Annotated in this window: 16 protein-coding genes; all 16 read right to left on the reverse strand. The window is 67.9% G+C overall.

What is annotated here, in order from left to right; translation table 11 throughout:
* Nucleotides 1–106: 106 nt before the first annotated feature.
* The 16 genes from nuoN to CA951_RS08690 all read right to left on the reverse strand — a co-directional run bounded on the left by nuoN (nt 107) and on the right by CA951_RS08690 (nt 18206).
* The gene (gene nuoN, locus CA951_RS08615) at nt 107–1729 is read right to left on the reverse strand and encodes an NADH-quinone oxidoreductase subunit NuoN (protein WP_087556462.1); all 1623 of its coding nucleotides are present in this window, start codon (nt 1727–1729) and stop codon (nt 107–109) included.
* Entirely contained in the window at nt 1729–3297 is a 1569-nt protein-coding gene (locus CA951_RS08620) for an NADH-quinone oxidoreductase subunit M (protein WP_179220151.1), read from the reverse strand. Before CA951_RS08620 ends, nuoN begins: the two co-directional genes overlap by 1 nt.
* Nucleotides 3294–5174: an NADH-quinone oxidoreductase subunit L gene (nuoL, locus tag CA951_RS08625; RefSeq protein WP_087556464.1), complete on the reverse strand. Its 1881-nt coding sequence runs from the start codon at nt 5172–5174 to the stop codon at nt 3294–3296. Before nuoL ends, CA951_RS08620 begins: the two co-directional genes overlap by 4 nt.
* Nucleotides 5175–5243: 69 nt before the next feature.
* Nucleotides 5244–5543, reverse strand: coding sequence for an NADH-quinone oxidoreductase subunit NuoK (gene nuoK, locus CA951_RS08630; protein ID WP_005239116.1), 300 nt, complete (start codon nt 5541–5543; stop codon nt 5244–5246).
* The gene (locus tag CA951_RS08635; RefSeq protein WP_087556746.1) at nt 5540–6349 is read right to left on the reverse strand and encodes an NADH-quinone oxidoreductase subunit J; all 810 of its coding nucleotides are present in this window, start codon (nt 6347–6349) and stop codon (nt 5540–5542) included. The genes nuoK and CA951_RS08635 overlap by 4 nt, the downstream gene beginning before the upstream one ends.
* Nucleotides 6350–6380: 31 nt before the next feature.
* Nucleotides 6381–6947, reverse strand: coding sequence for an NADH-quinone oxidoreductase subunit NuoI (nuoI, locus tag CA951_RS08640; protein WP_087556465.1), 567 nt, complete (start codon nt 6945–6947; stop codon nt 6381–6383).
* The gene (gene nuoH, locus CA951_RS08645) at nt 6940–8292 is read right to left on the reverse strand and encodes an NADH-quinone oxidoreductase subunit NuoH (RefSeq protein WP_087556466.1); all 1353 of its coding nucleotides are present in this window, start codon (nt 8290–8292) and stop codon (nt 6940–6942) included. Before nuoH ends, nuoI begins: the two co-directional genes overlap by 8 nt.
* A complete protein-coding gene (locus tag CA951_RS08650) occupies nt 8289–10823 on the reverse strand; it encodes an NADH-quinone oxidoreductase subunit G (RefSeq protein WP_256973433.1) in 2535 nt (844 codons plus the stop codon). The genes nuoH and CA951_RS08650 overlap by 4 nt, the downstream gene beginning before the upstream one ends.
* An 81-nt stretch (nt 10824–10904) precedes the next feature.
* Nucleotides 10905–12203 carry an NADH-quinone oxidoreductase subunit NuoF gene (gene nuoF / locus CA951_RS08655; RefSeq protein ID WP_087556467.1) on the reverse strand — a complete coding sequence of 433 codons (1299 nt, stop codon included), beginning with the start codon at nt 12201–12203 and terminating at the stop codon, nt 10905–10907.
* A 1-nt stretch (nt 12204) separates the two neighbouring features.
* A complete protein-coding gene (gene nuoE, locus CA951_RS08660) occupies nt 12205–13125 on the reverse strand; it encodes an NADH-quinone oxidoreductase subunit NuoE (protein WP_087556468.1) in 921 nt (306 codons plus the stop codon).
* Complete coding sequence (gene nuoD, locus CA951_RS08665; RefSeq protein WP_087556469.1) at nt 13122–14432, reverse strand: NADH dehydrogenase (quinone) subunit D; 1311 nt, start codon at nt 14430–14432, stop codon at nt 13122–13124. The genes nuoE and nuoD overlap by 4 nt, the downstream gene beginning before the upstream one ends.
* Nucleotides 14432–15154: an NADH-quinone oxidoreductase subunit C gene (locus tag CA951_RS08670; protein ID WP_087556470.1), complete on the reverse strand. Its 723-nt coding sequence runs from the start codon at nt 15152–15154 to the stop codon at nt 14432–14434. Before CA951_RS08670 ends, nuoD begins: the two co-directional genes overlap by 1 nt.
* A 132-nt stretch (nt 15155–15286) precedes the next feature.
* Entirely contained in the window at nt 15287–15841 is a 555-nt protein-coding gene (locus CA951_RS08675; RefSeq protein WP_087556471.1) for an NADH-quinone oxidoreductase subunit B family protein, read from the reverse strand.
* A gap of 49 nt (nt 15842–15890) precedes the next feature.
* Entirely contained in the window at nt 15891–16250 is a 360-nt protein-coding gene (locus CA951_RS08680) for an NADH-quinone oxidoreductase subunit A (RefSeq protein WP_087556472.1), read from the reverse strand.
* 218 nt (nt 16251–16468) lie between these two features.
* Entirely contained in the window at nt 16469–16891 is a 423-nt protein-coding gene (locus CA951_RS08685) for a response regulator transcription factor (protein WP_087556748.1), read from the reverse strand.
* Between the two features lie 106 nt (nt 16892–16997).
* A complete protein-coding gene (locus CA951_RS08690; RefSeq protein WP_087556473.1) occupies nt 16998–18206 on the reverse strand; it encodes a serine hydrolase domain-containing protein in 1209 nt (402 codons plus the stop codon).
* Nucleotides 18207–18368 lie beyond the last annotated feature (162 nt).

Raw genomic sequence — 18368 nt, forward strand, 5'->3', positions numbered from 1 at the left:
TCGGTATGTTGTCCGGCTTGCATTCCACCACACTCACACGGGTCCCGCCAGCCACTTGGACTACATCCGTCACATCGGACACTCGCGACCCGCCGGCACCGCCGGGTCAGCGGAAGAACACCGCGGCCTGGTCCGCCAGTTCCAGCGCCCCCTGCGGCAGGATTCCGAGCACCACCGTCACCACCACTCCCACCGCGATGGCCGCGGCGGTGAACATGCTGGGTACCACGATCGTCGGGGCGTCGCTCTGCGGTTCCGAGAAGAACATGAGGACGATCACCCGGACGTAGAAGAACGCCGCGATTGCACTGCTGACGACGCCGACGAGGACGAGGGGAACGGCACCGCCCTCGATGGCGGCCTGGAAGACCGCGAACTTGCTGACGAACCCACTCGTCAAGGGGATTCCGGCGAACGCGAGCAGGAACAAGGCGAAGACCCCGCCCACCAGAGGCGAACGCCGCCCCAGCCCCGCCCAGCGGGACAGGTCCGTCGCCTCGCCCCGGCTGTCCCGCACGAGGGTGACGACGGCGAACGCGCCGAGCGTGCTGAAGCCGTAGGCCAGCAGATAGAACATGGTGGACGACAGACCCGCCCGGTTGGCCGCGATCAGACCGGTGAGGATGAATCCGGCGTGCGCGACCGAGGAGTACGCGAGCATCCGCTTGACGTCGTTCTGCGTGACCGCCATGACGGCACCGACCACCATGGTGAGGATGGCGACGCCCCACATCACCGGCCGCCAGTCCGCGCGGAGGTCGGGCAGCGCCACGTAGAAGATGCGCAGCATCGCCCCGACCGCCGCGACCTTGGTGGCCGCCGCCATGAACGCGGTGATCGGCGTCGGGGCACCCTGGTAGACGTCGGGGATCCAGGAGTGGAACGGGACCGCGCCGATCTTGAACAGCAGACCCACCGACAGGAGCGCGGTGCCGATCAGCGCCAGCGTCCGGTCCTCGGCGCCCCGGGCGAGTGCGTCGCCGATCCCCGGCAACGCGACGGTGCCCGCGTAGCCGTACAGCAACGCCACCCCGAACAGGAAGAACGCCGACGAGAACGCCCCGAGCAGAAAGTATTTCATCGCGGCTTCCTGCGACAGGAGACGGCGACGCCGCGCCAGCCCGCACAGCAGATACAGCGGCAGCGAGAGCACTTCCAGCGCCACGAACATGGTGAGAAGGTCGTTGGACGCCGGGAACAGGAGCATCCCGCCGACCGCGAACAGGGTGAGGGGGAAGACCTCGGTGTGTCCCGGGGCGTTTCTGGTGGCCTCCCGTTCGGCGACACTGCCGGGGACGGCGTACGCCTGAGGGGTGAACGCGTCGGTTCTGCCTTCCGGCTCCGCCCCGCGGACGGCCGTGACCTCCGCGGTCGCGGCGCCGACCCCGCTGTCGACGCTCCGCTCGGCGATGATCAGGATCGCCGGGATCGAGATCAGCAGGATCGTGCCCTGGAGGAACAGCGTCGGACCGTCGACGGCCACCGCTCCCCCGACCACCGAGTCGCGGGTTCCCGCGAGCAGGACGACGGCCACGAATGCCGCAGTGAGTCCGCCGATCGCGAGAACGAGATGGCTCGAGTAGCGGCCGCGACGGGGCAGGAACGCCTCCACGAGCACACCGGCGACAGCCACGCCGAACACGATCAGCATGGGTGACAGCTGGCCGTATTCGATGTTCGGCGCAGGCAATGACGCGGACTGGGCGAGGACGAATTCGGAGGTACTCATCAGGGTGTGCCTCCCTCTGAATCCTGCCCGGCGACGGTGGGGGCAGGATCGTGCTGACCGACGGTGACGAGGACGTGGCTCACCGCGGGGGTGATGACGTCCAGTACCGGCTTGGGGTAGACGCCGAGGACGAGCAGCAGGGCGATCAGCGGTGCCACGACCACGATCTCACGGCGCACGAGATCGCGGACCGTCTCGTTGCCCTCCTTCAGCGGTCCCGTCATCATCCGCTGGTAGAGCCACAGCACGTAGACCGCGGCGAGGACGAGCGCGAGTGTCGCGACCACGGCGGCGATCTGGTACCGCGAGAACGTCCCGACCAGGACGAGGAACTCACTGATGAAGGGCGCCAGGCCCGGCAGCGACAGCGTGGCCAGCCCCGCCACGAGGAACGTGCCCGCCATCACCGGAGCGACCTTCTGCACCCCGCCGTAGTCGGCGATGAGACGGGTGCCGCGCCGCGACACCAGGAACCCTGCGATCAGGAACAGCGCCGCGGTCGAGATGCCGTGGTTGACCATGTACAGCGTCGATCCGGCCTGCCCCTGGCTCGTCATCGCGAAGATACCGAGGATGATGAACCCGAAGTGGGAGATCGACGTGTACGCGATCAGCCGCATCACGTCGGTCTGTCCGATGGCCAGCACCGCACCGTAGATGATGCCGATCACCGCCAGCACCGTGACGAACGGTGCGAAGTACGCGGACGCGTCCGGGAACATCTGCAGGCAGAACCGCAGCATCCCGAACGTCCCGACCTTGTCGACGACGGCCATCATGAGCACCGCGCTGGCCGGGGTGGCTTCCACCGCGGCGCCCGGCAGCCACGTGTGGAACGGCCACAGCGGGGCCTTGACCGCGAACGCGAACATGAACCCGAGGAACAATGCCTTCAGCACGCCGGGGTCGGCGTCCAGCCCCTCGGCGACGATCACCCGGAAGTCGAAGGTGCCGCCGCCGAACGCGTCCTGGCGCGCCGTCACCACGTACAGCCCGATGACGGCCGCCAGCATGATCAGGCCGCCGAACAGGTTGTACAGCAGGAACTTCACCGCGGCATACGACCTCCCCGCCCCGCCGAATCCTCCGATCAGGAAGTACATGGGGATGAGCATGGCCTCGAAGAAGATGTAGAACAGCAGGACGTCGAGGGCGGTGAACGAGACGATCACCATCGCCTCGACCATCAGCGTCAGCGCCACGTACGTGTGCGCCATCCGCCGCCGGTCGTAGTCGGGAGCGGAGTCGCCGTCGTTCCACCCCGCCAGCAGCAGCAGCGGCACCAGCACCGCGGTGAGGAGAACCAGGACGAGCGCGATGCCGTCCAGACCCAGGATGTACCGGGTGCCGAATGCTGGGATCCAGGCGTGGGATTCGACGAACTGGTACTGCTCACCGGTCGGGTCGAACCGGATCGCCAGCACGACCGCCAGGCACAGGACCACCACGGACACACCGACCGCGACCGACTTCGCGAGCGCGCGCCGGTCGACGGGCAGGGCCAGGACCACACCGGCGCCGACGAGTGGCAGCACCCACAGGACGGTCAGCCACGGGAAGCCGCTCACCACAGCCTCACCAGCATTGTGGCGACCAGAAGCGCCGCACCCGCGAACATGAACAGGGCGTACGACCGGACGAACCCGGTCTGCAGGCGCCGCACCCGCATCGACGTTCCGCCGACGAGTGCGGCGAACCCGTTGACGGCGCCGTCGACACCCCGGTCGTCGACGGTCACGAGCGTTCGCGTCAACTCCTGCCCGGGACGCATCAGCGCCGCCTCGTTGAACGCGTCGCCGTACAGGTCCCTCCGGGCGGCGACGGTGAGCGCGGTGACGTCCACCGGCGCGGTGTCGGGGATCGGCTGCCGGGCGTACTGCCGGTAGGCCACCGCGACCCCGGCGAGCACCACCACCAGGGTGAGTCCGGTGATCGCCCACACGGGCAGCGCGGGCTCGCCGTGATGGGCGCCGACGACCGGTTCCAGCCAGTGCTGCAGCGAGGACCCGACGGCGAGCAGCGCTCCCGCGGCGACCGAACCCACCGCGAGCAGAATCATCGGCACCGTCATCACCCCCGGCGACTCGTGGGGGTCGGTGTTCGGTTGCCACCGCCGTTGTCCGAAGAACGTCATCAGCATCACCCTGGTCATGTAGAAGGCGGTGAGTCCCGCACCGAGCAGCGTCACCGTTCCGAGGACGACGCCCTGCACGCCCTCGGCGGCGAACGCCGCTTCGATGATCTTGTCCTTGGAGAAGAAGCCGGAGAACGGCGGAATCCCGATGATGGCCAGGTATCCCAGCCCGAACGTGACGAACGTGATGGGCATGACGGTGCGCAGACCGCCGTAGCGGCGCATGTTCACCTCGTCGTTCATGCCGTGCATCACTGAGCCCGCGCCGAGGAACAGGCCGGCCTTGAAGAAGCCGTGGGTGAGCAGCAGCATGATCGCGAACGCGTACCCGGCCGGTCCCAGTCCGGCGGCCAGCACCATGTACCCGATCTGGCTCATCGTCGACGCCGCCAGCGCCTTCTTGATGTCGTCCTTCGCGCAGCCGATGATCGCGCCGAACAGCAGGGTCACCGCGCCGACGATCACGACGCCGAGTTGGGCGTTCGGTGCCAGGTCGAAGATCGCGTTGGAGCGGACGATGAGATACACACCCGCCGTGACCATGGTCGCAGCGTGGATGAGCGCGGACACCGGTGTCGGGCCCTCCATCGCGTCGCCGAGCCAGGACTGCAGCGGGACCTGCGCCGATTTGCCGCAGGCCGCGAGCAGCAACGCGAGTCCGATCGCGGTGAGCACGCCCTCGCTCGCGGCGTCGGCGCGCGTGAACACGTCGGCGAATTCGATCGAGCCGAACGTCGAGAACATGATCATGATCGCGAGGATCAGCCCCATGTCGCCGACGCGGTTGACCACGAACGCCTTCTTCGCCGCGGCAGCCGCAGACGGCTTGTACTGCCAGAACCCGATGAGCAGGTACGACGCGAGACCGACACCCTCCCACCCGACGTACAGGCCCAGAAAGTTGTCGGCCAGCACCAGCAGCAGCATCGCCGCGAGGAACAGGTTGAGGTAGGCGAAGAACCGCCTGCGCTCCGGGTCGTGGGCCATGTAGCCGACCGAGTAGATGTGGATCAGCGAGCCGACACCGGTGATCAGCAGCACGAAGCACACGGACAGCTGGTCGAGTTGCAGACCGAAGTCCACCTGTAGTTCGCCGACCGGCACCCAGCTGAACAGGACCTGGTGCACGACCCGGTCGGCGGCGTCCCGGCCCAGCATGTCGACGAAGAAGGCGAGACCGAGCGCGAACGAGGCCAGCGCCGTCGCGCAACCGAGGAGATGACCCCACGCATCGCTGCGCCTGCCCGCCAGCAGGAGCACGGCGGCGCCGAGGAGCGGCAGGACCGGCAGCAGCCAGAGCGTTCCGCTCATGCCGCACCGCCGATCGGGGTGTCGTCGGGCAAAGTCACCTTCTCGAGGATGTGCGTCATCGGGGACCCGTCAGTTCTTGAGGAGGTTGGCGTCGTCGACGGAAGCCGAACGGCGGGAACGGAAGATGGTCATGATGATCGCCAGACCGACGACGACCTCGGCGGCCGCGACGACCATCGTGAAGAACGCGAACACCTGACCGTCGAGGTTGCCGTGCATCCGGGCGAACGTCACGAACGCCAGGTTCGAGGCGTTGAGCATCAGTTCGATGCACATGAACACGATGATCGCGTTGCGGCGGATCAGCACCCCGGCGGCACCGATCGTGAACAGCAGCGCCGACAGGTAGAGGTAGTTCTCCGGATTCATCGCCCACCCCCCTCTTCGGTCGCGGCGGGTTCGGGGGCCGCGACGTCCGCGGTGCCCAGCGCCCGGGCGGGCATGCTCGGCCGCCGGTCGAGCGACCGGCTGACGGACAGGTCGGAGAACGTGCCGTCGGGCAGCAACGCCGGGATGTCGACGGCGTTGTGCCGCGCGTAGACCCCGGGACTGGGCAGCGGTGTGACCCGGGCACCCTCACGGACCCGGTCCTCGGACAGCTCGCGCTGGTCCTTGCGCCGCTCGAAGCGTTCCCGGTGGGCGAGCACCATGGCACCGATGGTCGCGGTGATCAGCAGTGCGCCGGTCAGTTCGAACGCCCACACGTACCGGACGAAGACGAGTTCGGCCAGCCCCTGGACGTTGCCCGCCGCGTTGGCCTCGTCGAGACCGGTGAACGCGGAGACGGACGCACTTCCGATGCCGCCGATCAGCAGGAGTCCGAATCCCAGCCCCGCCGCGATCGCGGCCACCCGCTGACCACGCAGGTTCTCGACGAGGGATTCGGAGGAATCGACGCCGATGAGCATGAGCACGAACAGGAACAGCATCATGACCGCGCCGGTGTAGACCACGATCTGCACGACGCCGAGGAACAGCGCGCCCTGGGCGATGTAGAACACGGCCAGGATGATCATGGTCGTGGCGAGGAAGATCGCCGAGTAGACGGCTTTCGTCGCGCTGACCACTCCGAGCGCGCCGATCACGGCCACGGTCGCGAGGACCCAGAACTGCACGCCCTCGCCCGTCGAGGTCTGGGTGAAGGGTTCCGCGACCAGTTGGACCGCGGACGGCATCGTGTTCACCACGTCGGCTCTCCTCCCTGGATCACGGCTTGTCCCCCGCCGTGTCGTCCGCCTCCGACTCGTCCTGCGACGCGGGCGCCGCTCCCCCGGTCACGGTGCCGCGGTAGTAGTCCTCGGCCGTGGTGCCCGGGGCCATCGGGTGCGGCGAATCGACCATGCCGGACTCGAGCGGGGCCAGCAGGCGGTCCTTCTCGTAGATCAGGCCGGCCCGGTTGTCGTCGGCCATCTCGTACTCGTTGGTCATCGTCAGCGCCCGCGTCGGGCACGCCTCGATGCACAGCCCGCACCCGATGCAGCGCAGGTAGTTGATCTGGTACACCCGGCCGTACCGCTCGCCGGGCGAGAAGCGTTCCTCGTCGGTGTTGTCGGCGCCCTCGACGAAGATGGCGTCGGCGGGGCACGCCCAGGCGCACAGTTCGCACCCGATGCACTTTTCCAGTCCGTCCGCGTACCGGTTGAGCTGATGCCTGCCGTGATAGCGGGGCGCCGTCGGCGTCTTCTCCTCCGGATAGAACTCGGTGTTCGATTTCTTGAACATCGTGGAGAAGGTCACGCCGAATCCCGCTATGGGGCCGAGGAATTTAGTCATCGCTGTTCTCCTGAGTCGATCCGGTGGAGTGCGCGCCGGTGACGGAGACGGGCGTGCGCCGGAACGCGGGCAGTGTCTGACCCGGCATCGGCGGAACCGGGTATCCACCGGCCATGGGGTCGAACGGTTCGAGTGTCTCCGGGGACAGTTCGGCGCGGTCCCGCGGCTCGACCGGTTTCTCGGATGCGCGAACGCGGCCGGGACGCAGGCGCTTCCACAGCAGCGCCACCACCACGAGGGCCACGACGAGGCCCGCGACGACGAGGGTGATCGTCCTCGCGTCGTAGCCTTCGTTGCGGAAGGCCCGGACGGTGGCGACGATCATGACCCACACCAGCGAGATCGGGATCAGGATCTTCCAGCCGAGACCCATGAACTGGTCGTACCGCAGCCGGGGCAGCGTGGCCCGCAACCAGACGAACACGAACAGGAAACCCCAGACCTTCAGCGTGAACCACAGCACCGGCCACCATCCGGAGTTCGCGCCGTCCCACAGGCTGAGCGGGAACGGTGCGTGCCAGCCGCCGAGGAACAGGGTGGTGGCGAGCGCGGAGACGGTCACCATGTTCACGTACTCGGCGAGCATGAACATCGCGAAGCTCAGTGAGGAGTACTCGGTGTGGAATCCGCCGACCAGTTCGCCTTCGGCCTCGGGCAGGTCGAACGGCGCCCGGTTGGTCTCACCCACCATCGAGGTGACGTAGATGAGGAACGACGGCAGCAGCAGGAAGACGTACCAGGTGTGCTCCTGGGAGGCGACGATGCCCGACGTGGACATCGTTCCGGCGTCCAGGAAGACGGCCGCGAACGACAATGCCATCGCGATCTCGTACGAGATCACCTGCGCCGTCGAGCGCAGACCTCCCAGCAGCGGGTACGTGGAGCCGGACGCCCAGCCGGCGAGCACGATGCCGTAGACGCCGATCGACGTGGCCGCGAGGACGTAGAGCACGGCCACCGGCAGGTCCGTCAGCTGTAATGGCGTGTAGTGCCCGAAGATCGACACCGCCGGGCCGAACGGGATCACGGCGAACGCCATGAACGCGGGCACCGCGGCGATGATCGGCGCGAGGAGGTAGATCGGCTTGTCCACACCCTTCGGGACGATCCCCTCCTTCAATGCGAGCTTGATGCCGTCGGCGAGGCTCTGCAGCATGCCCCGCGGGCCCACCCGGTTGGGGCCGACGCGCATCTGCATCCAGGCCATGACCTTGCGTTCGGCCAGGATCGTCAGAAGCGGGGTGAGGACGAGGAACACGAAGACGGCCAGCGCCTTGCCCAGAACCAGCCACCACGGGTCGTGCCCGAACAGTGCCGGGTCGGGGTAGACCGCCGCGATCGTCACAGCGCACCTCCCGGCGCGATCCCGTTGGTGCCTGCGGCGCGGCGTACGTTCACGACGGTTCCCGCCCCGGCGGCCAGTTGCCGGTAGACCGCCGATCCGGGTGAGTTGAGCGGCAGCCACACCACCCGATCCGGCATGTCGGTGATCACCAACGGCAACGTCACTTCGCCTCGTTCCGTCGTGACGGTGACCGGATCTCCGTCACCGGCACCCGACTCGGCCGCCGACGTCGCGGACATCCGCACGACCGGGGTACGCGCCGTGCCCGCCAAGTGCGGCTCCCCGTCCTGCAGCCGCCCCGAGTCGAGCAGCATCCGCCACGTGGCGAGCGTCGCCTCCCCCGCCCCGGGGTCCCGCCGTGGGGACTGCGGGACGTCGGGCGGATCCGGGAAGTCACCGTCCCAGGCGCCGAGCCGCTCGAGTTCCCGCCGTGCGGTCGCCGCGTCGGGAAGACCGAGCGAGACACCCATTTCGCCGGCGATCGCGTGGAGCACCCGCTGATCGGGCATCGCCCCGGTGCCGCGGAGAGCGGCGTCGAAGTCGCGTATCCGCCCCTCCCAGTCGAGGAACGTGCCCGGCTTCTCCATGACCGGTGCGATGGGGAACACCACGTCGGCGCGATCGGTGATCGCACTGTGGCGCAGTTCCAGACTCACGACGAACCCGGCCGCGTCGACGGCCGCCGTCGCGACCTGAGGGTCGGGGAGGTCGTCGATCTCCACACCGCCGATCACCAGCGCCCCGAGCGTCCCCGACTCGGCGGCGGCGAGGATGCCCGCAGTGTCGCGGCCCGCGGTGTCCGGCAGATCCGCGACGTTCCACGCCGACGCGACCTGCCGCCGGGCCACGGGATCGCCCACCGGCCTGCCGCCCGGGAGCAGTCCGGGCAACGCGCCCGCCTCGAGTGCGCCGCGTTCGCCGGCCCGCCGCGGCACCCAGGCCAGCCGGGCCCCGGTGGCGTCGGCCAGCCGGACCGCGGCGGACAGCGCCCCCGGTACCGCGGCGAGCCTCTCCCCCACCACGACGACCGCACCCGGTCGGCGAAGCAACTCGGTGACCCCCGCGTCCACCTCACCCGTACGGAGGCCGTCGAGGACCTCCGGCTCCGCATTCGGCGCAGCCCGCAGCAGTCTGCCCGACACCTTCTCGAGGCCGCGGGACGTGTACGGGGCGATCGAGTACACCGGAACGGCCTTCGTACGCGCCGCCTTGCGCAGCCGCAGGAACACGATCGGCGACTCCTCCTCCGGCTCGAACCCGGCGAGGAGGACGACCGGCGCGGCGTCGAGATCGTCGTAGGTGACCGCGAGTCGCTGCCCCGCCACCCGGGCCGCGAGGAAGTCGGCCTCCTCACCGGAGTGTGCGCGACTGCGGAAGTCGATGTCGTTGGTGCCGAGCGCCGTTCGTGCGAATTTCGCGTAGGCGTAGGCGTCCTCCCACGTGGATCGGCCTCCGACGAGGACACCCGCGTTGCCCCGCGCCGCGGTCAGTCCCCGCGCCGCGACGGCCAGTGCCTCCGACCAGGAGGCGGGCGCCAGCGTGCCGTCGTCGCCGCGGACCAGAGGGGTGGTGATCCGGTCGCGCTGAGCGTAGGCGAACGCCCACCGCCCCTTGTCGCAATTCCATTCCTCGTTGACCTCGGGATCGTCGCCCGCCAGCCGCCGCAACACCGTGCCCCGCCGATGATCGGTGCGCTGGGCGCACCCGCTCGCACAGTGCTCGCACACACTGGGGCTGGAGATCAGATCGAACGGGCGGGCCCGGAACCGGTACGCGGTACCCGTCAGCGCGCCCACCGGGCAGATCTGGACGGTGTTGCCGGAGAAGTACGATTCGAACGGTTCCTTCGCGTAGATCCCGACCTGCTGCAGCGCACCCCGCTCCATCAGTTCGACGAACGGATCCCCCGCGACCTGCTGGGAGAACCGGGTGCACCGCGCACACAGCACACACCGCTCACGATCCAGGAGGACCTCCGTGGACAGCGGAATCGGCTTGGGGAACGTGCGCTTGACCTCCCCGAAGCGCGACTCCGCGCGCCCGTTGGACATCGCCTGATTCTGCAACGGGCATTCGCCGCCCTTGTCGCACACCGGACAATCCAGGGGATGGTTGATCAGCAGCAACTCCATCACCCCCTTCTGCGCCTTGTCCGCCACCGGCGAAGTCAGCTGGGTGTGCACCACCATGCCGTCGGTGACCGTCGTGGTGCACGACGCGAGCGGCTTCCGCTGCCCCTCCACCTCGACGAGGCACTGACGGCACGCACCCACCGGGTCGAGCAGCGGATGATCACAGAACCGCGGGATCTGGATACCGATCATCTCTGCCGCACGAATCACCAACGTGCCCTTGGGAACACTCAGCTCCACCCCGTCGATAGTGATGTCCACTGTGTCAGGGCTCGCTCCGCTCGCGGGCACCGGGGCCGAGTCACGGCTCGCTCCGCTCGCGGGCACCGGGGCCGAGTCACGGCTCGCTCCGCTCGCGGGCACCGGGGCTTTCACGCGCGCTCTTCCCTCGTCACTCATTCGCTGCGCTCCCTCGCTCCTCGGTCCAGACCGCGCGGCCCCGGCGCCGAGTCACGGCTCGCGCACCATCCCGGTGCCCAATCATGCGTCCACTCCAGCCATGAGCGTGGACTGGTGCGGGTCGAACGGGCAGCCGCCCTGCTCGAAGTGCGCGAGATACTCGTCGCGGAAGTACTTGATGGAAGACATGATCGGGCTCGCCGCACCGTCACCGAGAGCGCAGAACGACTTGCCGAGGATGTTGTCCGCGATGTCGAGCAACTTGTGCAGATCCGCATCGGTTCCCTCCCCTCGCTCGAGCCGCTCCAAAATCTGCACCAGCCAATAGGTGCCCTCCCGGCAGGGCGTGCACTTGCCGCACGACTCGTGCGCGTAGAACTCGGTCCAACGGAGCACGGCGCGCACCACACATGTGGTCTCGTCGAAGATCTGCAGGGCCTTGGTGCCCAGCATCGACCCGGCGGCGCCGACGCCCTCGTAGTCGAGGGCGACGTCGAGGTGCTCGTCGGTAAAGATCGGCGTCGAGGAACCGCCCGGCGTCCAGAACTTCAACCGGTGCCCGGCGCGGACTCCGCCCGCGTACTCGAGCAACTCCCGCAACGTGATTCCCAGCGGAGCCTCGTACTGTCCGGGTGTGGTCACGTGCCCCGACAGGGAGTAGAAGGTGAACCCGGGCGACTTCTCACTGCCCATCGACCGGAACCACTCGATGCCGTTCACGATGATCGGCGGGACGCTCGCGATCGACTCGACATTGTTGACGACGGTCGGGGACGCGTAGAGACCGGCCACCGCGGGAAACGGCGGACGCAGCCTGGGCTGGCCGCGGCGCCCCTCCAGCGAGTCGAGCAGCGCCGTCTCCTCCCCGCAGATGTACGCCCCGGCACCCGCGTGCACGACCAACTCGAGGTCGAACCCGGTTCCCAGGATGTTCTTGCCGAGATAGCCCGCCGCGTACGCCTCCGCGACCGCGGCCTGCAGCCGGCGCAGCACCGGCACCACCTCGCCGCGCACGTAGATGAAGGCATGCCCGGCGCGGATCGCGTACGCCGCGATGATGACGCCCTCCACGAGCGCGTGCGGCGTGGCCAGCATGAGCGGCATGTCCTTGCAGGTGCCCGGTTCGGACTCGTCCGCGTTGACCACGAGGTAGTGCGGTTTGTCGTCGCCCTGCGGGATGAACGACCACTTCATGCCGGTCGGGAACCCGGCTCCACCGCGACCGCGCAGACCGGCCTCCTTGACCGTCGAGATCACCTCGTCCGGGTCCATGCGCAGCGCCTTCTGCAGGCCCTCGTACCCGTCGTGGCGACGGTACGTGTCGAGGGTCCAGGATTCGGGTTCGTCCCAGTAGCGGCTCAGAACCGGGGTCAGCGGCATGTCAGTCTCCCTTCCGTCCGGGGTCGGTGGCAGCCGGGTTCGTTTCGGAGGTGGACCGCTCCGGAGGGACCGTCGCCGACGGGGCAGGCGCAGGCTCGTCCTTCGTCGACTCCGCCGCCACCGCCTCGGTGCCCTGCGACTGCGGCTCCGGGACGAGGGACGTCTCCGCCGGATCCGGCGCCGTCATTCCCCGCTCCCGCGCAATGCGCAGGCCGGCCAGTGTCGCGTCGCCGGCGACGCCCTCCTCGAGCGCACCGGGACGCTCGTCGGGAAACCCGGCGAGAATGCGGGCGGTCTCCCGGAACGTGCACAGCGTCGCGCCGCGGCTCGGCGTCACCCGATCCCCCGACCGCAGGGAATCGACGAGCGAGCGGGCCGACTCCGGGGTCTGATTGTCGAAGAACTCCCAGTTCACCATCACCACCGGGGCGTAATCGCACGCCGCGTTGCACTCGATGTGCTCCAACGTGACCTTGCCGTCCGCGGTCGTGCCACCGTGCGGCAGATCGAGATGCTCCTCCAGCGCGGCGAGGATCGCGTCGCCGCCCATGACCGCGCACAACGTGTTGGTGCACACCCCGACGTAGTAGTCACCCGTCGGATCGCGCCGGTACATCGAATAGAACGTCGCCACCGCGGCCACTTCGGCGCCGGTCAACCCGAGCCGGCCGGCACAGAATTCGACCCCCGCCGGCGTGATGCACCCGTCCTCCGCCTGAACCAGATGCAACAACGGCAGCAGCGCGGAACGCGAATTCGGGTAACGCGCGACGACGACATCGGCGTCGGCAGCGAGCCGCGCCCGGATCTCCGGCGGATACTCCTCCCGCGCACCCGGCCGCACCAACCGTCCGTTCTCCTCCGGCCTCGGCCCGAACTCGATGAAAACAGGTGGTTGCGCCGGTGCCGCTCGCTCGGTCATCGATCCACTCCCCCCATGACGGGGTCGATGCTCGCGACCGCGGCAATCACATCCGCCACCATGCCGCCCTCACACGTGGCCGCCACCGACTGCAGATTCGTGAACGACGGATCGCGGAAATGCACCCGGAACGGGCGCGTGCCACCGTCGCTCACCATGTGCACCCCGAGCTCACCCCGAGGCGACTCCACCGCCACGTACACCTGGCCCGGCGGCACCCGGAAACCCTCGGTCACCAACTTGAAATGATGGATCAGCGACTCCATCGACGAATCCATGATCTCGCGGACATGCTCCGGCGAATTACCCAGACCATCCGGGCCCAACGTCAGATCCGCAGGCCACGCGATCTTCTTGTCTTCCGCCATGATCGGCCCCGGCCGCAACTTGTCGAGGCACTGCTCGACGATCTTCAGCGACTCCTTCATTTCGTCGACCCGGATCAGGTAACGGCCGTACGCGTCACACCCGGTGTCGGTGCTGACGTCGAACTCGTAGTTCTCGTACCCGCAATACGGCTGCGACTTCCGCAGATCGTGCGGCAGACCCGTCGCACGCAGCATCGGACCCGTCACCCCCAGCGCCATGCACCCCGTGAGGTCGAGATACCCGATGCCCTTCGTCCGGCCCTTCCAGATGCGGTTGTCGTTCAGCAGATTCTCCATGTCCCGCAACCGTTCCGGCATCACCGTCAGCAACTCGCGGACCTTCTCCACCGCCCCCTCCGGCAGATCCTGCGACAACCCGCCAGGCCGGATATACGCATGGTTCATGCGCAACCCCGTGATGAACTCGAACACGTCCAGGACCAACTCACGTTCCCGGAAACCGAACAGCATCGCCGTCACCGCGCCCAACTCCATCCCACCCGTGGCCAGCGCCACCAGATGCGAGGAAATGCGGTTCAGTTCCATCAACATCACCCGGATGACACTCGCCCGCTCCGGCACCTGCTCCGTGATGTCGAGCAACTTCTCCACACCCAGGCAATACGCCGTCTCGTTGAAGAACGGGGACAGATAATCCATCCGCGTCACAAACGTCACGCCCTGCGTCCAGGTGCGGTACTCCAGGTTCTTCTCGATCCCCGTGTGCAGATAACCGATCCCGCACCGGGCCTCCGTGACCGTCTCACCCTCGATCTCCAGGATGAGCCGCAACACCCCGTGCGTCGACGGATGCTGCGGACCCATGTTCACGACGATGCGCTCCTCGCCGCTCCCCGCATCATCCGACGCCGCCTTCACCGCATCGACAACCTCGTCCCAGTCCTGACCGGCGACCGTGAAAACCGTGTCCTCGCTCATCAGTTGTACCCCCGCCGCTCGTCCGGCGGCGCGATCTCCGCGCCCTTGTACTCGACGGGAATACCGCCGAGCGGATAGTCCTTCCGCTGCGGATGACCCGGCCAGTCATCCGGCATCTCGATCCGCGTCAACGACGGATGACCATCGAACACGATCCCGAAAAAGTCGTACGTCTCCCGCTCGTGCCAATCATTCGTCGGATACACGTCATACAACGACGGAATATGCGGATCCCCATCCGGCACCGCCACCTCCAGACGGATCCGCCGATTGTGCGTAATCGACAACAACGGATACACCGCATGCAACTCCCGGCCCGCATCCTGCGGGAAATGCACGCCATTCACACCCAGACACATCTCGAACCGCAGATCCGGCTCATCCCGCAGCGCACGCGCCACCGGCACCAAGAACTCGCGGCGCACACCGAACGTCACCTCACCCCGGAACACCACCACCGACTCCACCGCAACCTCGAAGCCCACCCCCGACTCCGCCAGCGCCGCCCCCAACCCATCCGCCACCTCGTCGAAATACCCGCCGAACGGCCGCGGCGTACTCCCCGGCAACAACACCGGACGCACCAACCGCCCATACCCCGACGTATCACCACTACCCCGCACCCCGAACAAACCCTTGCGCACGCCGATCTGCTCTGGGACATGGCTCGCTTCGCTCGCGTGTGCCGGAGCTTGATCGTGCGGTCTTCCCTCGTCACTCACTCGCTACGCTCCCTCGTTCCTCAGTCCAGACCGCACGGCTCCGGCACCTCGTACTCGGTTCGCTCCGCTCCCTCGCCCGGCACCTGCTCGGCTCGCTCCGCTCCCTCGCCGCACGGGACCTTTGTCGCGCCGTCACCGGAGCAGGCCCTTCATCTGGAAGGTAGGGGTGGCGGCCAGCGCGGCCTGCTCCGCCGCACGCGCCACCTCCTCCCGGTGCACACCGAGCGGCATCTGCTGGATCTTCTCGTGCAGGGTGAGGATCGCGTTCAGCAGCATCTCGGGCCTCGGCGGGCACCCCGGGAGATAGATGTCGACAGGCACGATGTGGTCGACACCCTGCACGATCGCGTAATTGTTGAACATCCCACCCGACGACGCGCAGACGCCCATCGCCAGCACCCACTTCGGCTCCACCATCTGGTCGTAGATCTGCCGCAGCACCGGCGCCATCTTCTGGCTCACCCGGCCGGCGACGATCATGAGATCGGCCTGCCGCGGTGAGGCACGGAAGGCCTCCATGCCGAAGCGGGCGATGTCGAAGCGTCCGCCTGCGGTGGCCATCATCTCGATCGCACAGCACGCGAGCCCGAAACTGGCGGGCCACAGCGAGCCCTTGCGGACGTAACCCGCAAGCCCCTCTACCGTGGTCAGCAGGAAGCCGCTCGGCAGCTTCTCCTCGATGCCCATATCCGACTCTTCTCTTCCGACTTAGCTTTTGGATCGCTGACGGGACCGATCAGTCCCAACTGAGACCGCCACGCCGCCACTCGTACGCGTAGGCGACGGAGACGTTGAAGATGAACAGGGCCATGGCCCCGAGACCGAAGAAGCCGAGGGCGTCGAAATGAACAGCCCACGGATAGAGGAACACGATCTCGATGTCGAAGATGATGAACAGCATGGCCGTCAGGTAGTACTTCACCGGGATGCGGCCCGCGCCCAGCGGCGAGGCAGTCGGCTCGATCCCGCACTCGTAGGCGTCGAGCTTGGCACGGTTGTAGCGTCTCGGACCGACGATCCTCGCCACGATCACGGAGAACACCGCGAACGCGACAGCAATCGCCCCGAGCACGAGGATCGGCACATAGACATTCACGCCGTCTCAGCTCCCCTCTTCCCGAGCCTGCCCGCCCGATTCCCGGGCGGTCGTTTCCGAAGCTACGCTCTTGTGAGTTATGCCACAGCGTACAAGGGAAGTCGCCGGGCCCGGCCGATTTGACCGAGCGATTTCCAGGCGATCTGGAAATGCGGAAAACCGCTGCGGGACAGGCGCTCGATGCGCCTTCGGACGGCGGAAACAGAAGTCAGGAGACCCTAAGCGGAGAGTCGGGTGCGGAGCAGCGCTATGACCGCTTCGGACAACCGGATCGGGTCGAGCGGATGCGGCACGGCGGCCTCCGCACGCGACCAGCTGGCCAGCCAGGCGTCGTCGGGACGTCCGGTCAGGACGAGGATCGGCGGGCACGCGTCGAGTTCGTCCTTCAACTGCTTGGCGATCCCCATCCCGCCCGCGGGCACCGCCTCCCCGTCCAGGACGGCCAGGTCGATACCGCCGGCATCCATCTCCCGGATCACCACGGGCGCCGTCGCCACCTCGACGTACTCCAGCTCCGGAAGGTCGGGGTGCGGACGCTTCCCCAACGCCAGAACGACCTTCTGGCGGGTGCTCGCGTCGTCGCTGTAGACGAGGACACGCAACCGATCGGGACGGCTGGTGTGGGCGGTCGCGTCGGTCACGGACACGATGCTACCGGTCCCCCGCCTTCCAGACCGGCGGCTCGCGTCGATCGAAAAACGGCGCGTCGAAATCGAATTGGTTCGGCCGGTGGCCGCAGCGGCCCGGCTACAGCCTCTCGGCGATGGCGAGCGCCGTGGAACCGAGCTTCGGCAGGCGGAGATCCGCGATGGGGGTCAGCATGTTGCCGAGCCGGTTGGTGACGAAGGCGATCGACAGCCCGGTGTCGGCGTCGGCGAACGCGCCCGACCCGCCCAACCCGTAGTGCCCGAAGGTATTCGACGGCTGCCTACGGCGCGCGACCATTCCCGCGTGGTAGCCGAGCCGCCAGTTCATCGGTATCCCCAGAACGTAGTCGCGGGCCGTGGTCTGCACCTGGCTCAGCTGAGCCACGACGTCCGGCGGGAGGAACTCGGCACCGCCGACGGTTCCCCCGTTGGCCAGCGCCCCGTACATGCGCGCGAGCGCGCGGGCACTGAACACGCCGTTCCATCCCGGCATCACGCTGTCGTGGATCGCGGGGTTGCGGACGAGGGCGTCGAAACCGGCGGGCATGCCGGCGTCGGCGACGTTGCGGAGACCGGGCAGCCGCGCCATCGCGAACGACGTCGCACCCCAGGGAACACCGAACGGGTTGATGTGCGGGAACGTTCTCGCGATCCGGGACCGCTCGGCCGGCGGCACCTCGTACCAGAATTCCTTCACGCCGAGCGGTTCGGCGATCTCGGTGCGCACCAAATCGGTGAAGTGCGTTCCGGCCGCACGCGCCGTCAGTTCGGCGACCAGCGAACCGAATGTCACGGCGTGATAGCCGGGGGCCTTCAGCCGCCGCCGATCCGGGGTCGCCGCGGCCAGTGCGGCACTGACCAGGCCATGGTCCATCAGACTCAGCGGTCCGGGCACGAGCCCGCGGACGCGGTGCAGTCCGGCGCGGTGCGACAGCAGTTCGCGCACCGTGATCTCGTCCTTGCCCGCGGTGGCGAACTCGGGCCAGTACTGCACCACCGGCGCGTCGTAGTCGATGATCCCGCGTCCCGCGAGACGGTGCAGCACGGTGGACGCGACACCCTTGCCCGTGGAGAACGTGAGGGTGACCGTGTCGTTCTGCCAGAACGTGTCGCGGCTCGCCCACCCGGCCCACACGTCGACGACCGGCTCACCGTGGAGGTAGACGGCCAGTGCACCGCCGCCCTGGCCCGCGTCGTGGAACAGCCGGAAGAACTGGTCGACGAGCACCCCGAATCGCCGGTCCGCCAGCATCCCCGCCGGTGGCCGTACGGTGCGGCGCCTCAACGGCCACGGCGATGTGGTCGTCATGTCGACTTCCCTCGGTCGCTCTTCACGTCAGTGACATGTGCATTTAACTTCCTCTTTACACACGGGTGAACGCCGTCGGCACCGCTTCAGGGCCTGCGTGATCGCTTCGTGGCCATACCGCAACGGGAAAGACTGTCCGGGCCGGGCCGAGGTGACCCGACC

The organism is Rhodococcus sp. NCIMB 12038, from assembly GCF_002165735.1.
Taxonomy (GTDB): Bacteria; Actinomycetota; Actinomycetes; order Mycobacteriales; family Mycobacteriaceae; genus Rhodococcus_F.

Bases quoted from the DNA above. Each gene is read 5' to 3' on its own strand.
- nuoE (WP_087556468.1), bottom strand. From the start codon at position 13,125: ATGACCGAGCGAGCGGCACCGGCGCAACCACCTGTTTTCATCGAGTTC.
- CA951_RS08690 (WP_087556473.1), bottom strand. From the start codon at position 18,206: ATGACGACCACATCGCCGTGGCCGTTGAGGCGCCGCACCGTACGGCCA.
- CA951_RS08635 (WP_087556746.1), bottom strand. From the start codon at position 6,349: ATGCCGTCCGCGGTCCAACTGGTCGCGGAACCCTTCACCCAGACCTCG.
- CA951_RS08650 (WP_256973433.1), bottom strand. From the start codon at position 10,823: ATGAGTGACGAGGGAAGAGCGCGCGTGAAAGCCCCGGTGCCCGCGAGC.
- CA951_RS08675 (WP_087556471.1), bottom strand. From the start codon at position 15,841: ATGGGCATCGAGGAGAAGCTGCCGAGCGGCTTCCTGCTGACCACGGTA.
- nuoD (WP_087556469.1), bottom strand. From the start codon at position 14,432: ATGAGCGAGGACACGGTTTTCACGGTCGCCGGTCAGGACTGGGACGAG.
- nuoL (WP_087556464.1), bottom strand. From the start codon at position 5,174: ATGAGCGGAACGCTCTGGCTGCTGCCGGTCCTGCCGCTCCTCGGCGCC.
- nuoF (WP_087556467.1), bottom strand. From the start codon at position 12,203: ATGCCGCTGACCCCGGTTCTGAGCCGCTACTGGGACGAACCCGAATCC.
- nuoI (WP_087556465.1), bottom strand. From the start codon at position 6,947: ATGACTAAATTCCTCGGCCCCATAGCGGGATTCGGCGTGACCTTCTCC.
- nuoK (WP_005239116.1), bottom strand. From the start codon at position 5,543: ATGAATCCGGAGAACTACCTCTACCTGTCGGCGCTGCTGTTCACGATC.
- nuoN (WP_087556462.1), bottom strand. From the start codon at position 1,729: ATGAGTACCTCCGAATTCGTCCTCGCCCAGTCCGCGTCATTGCCTGCG.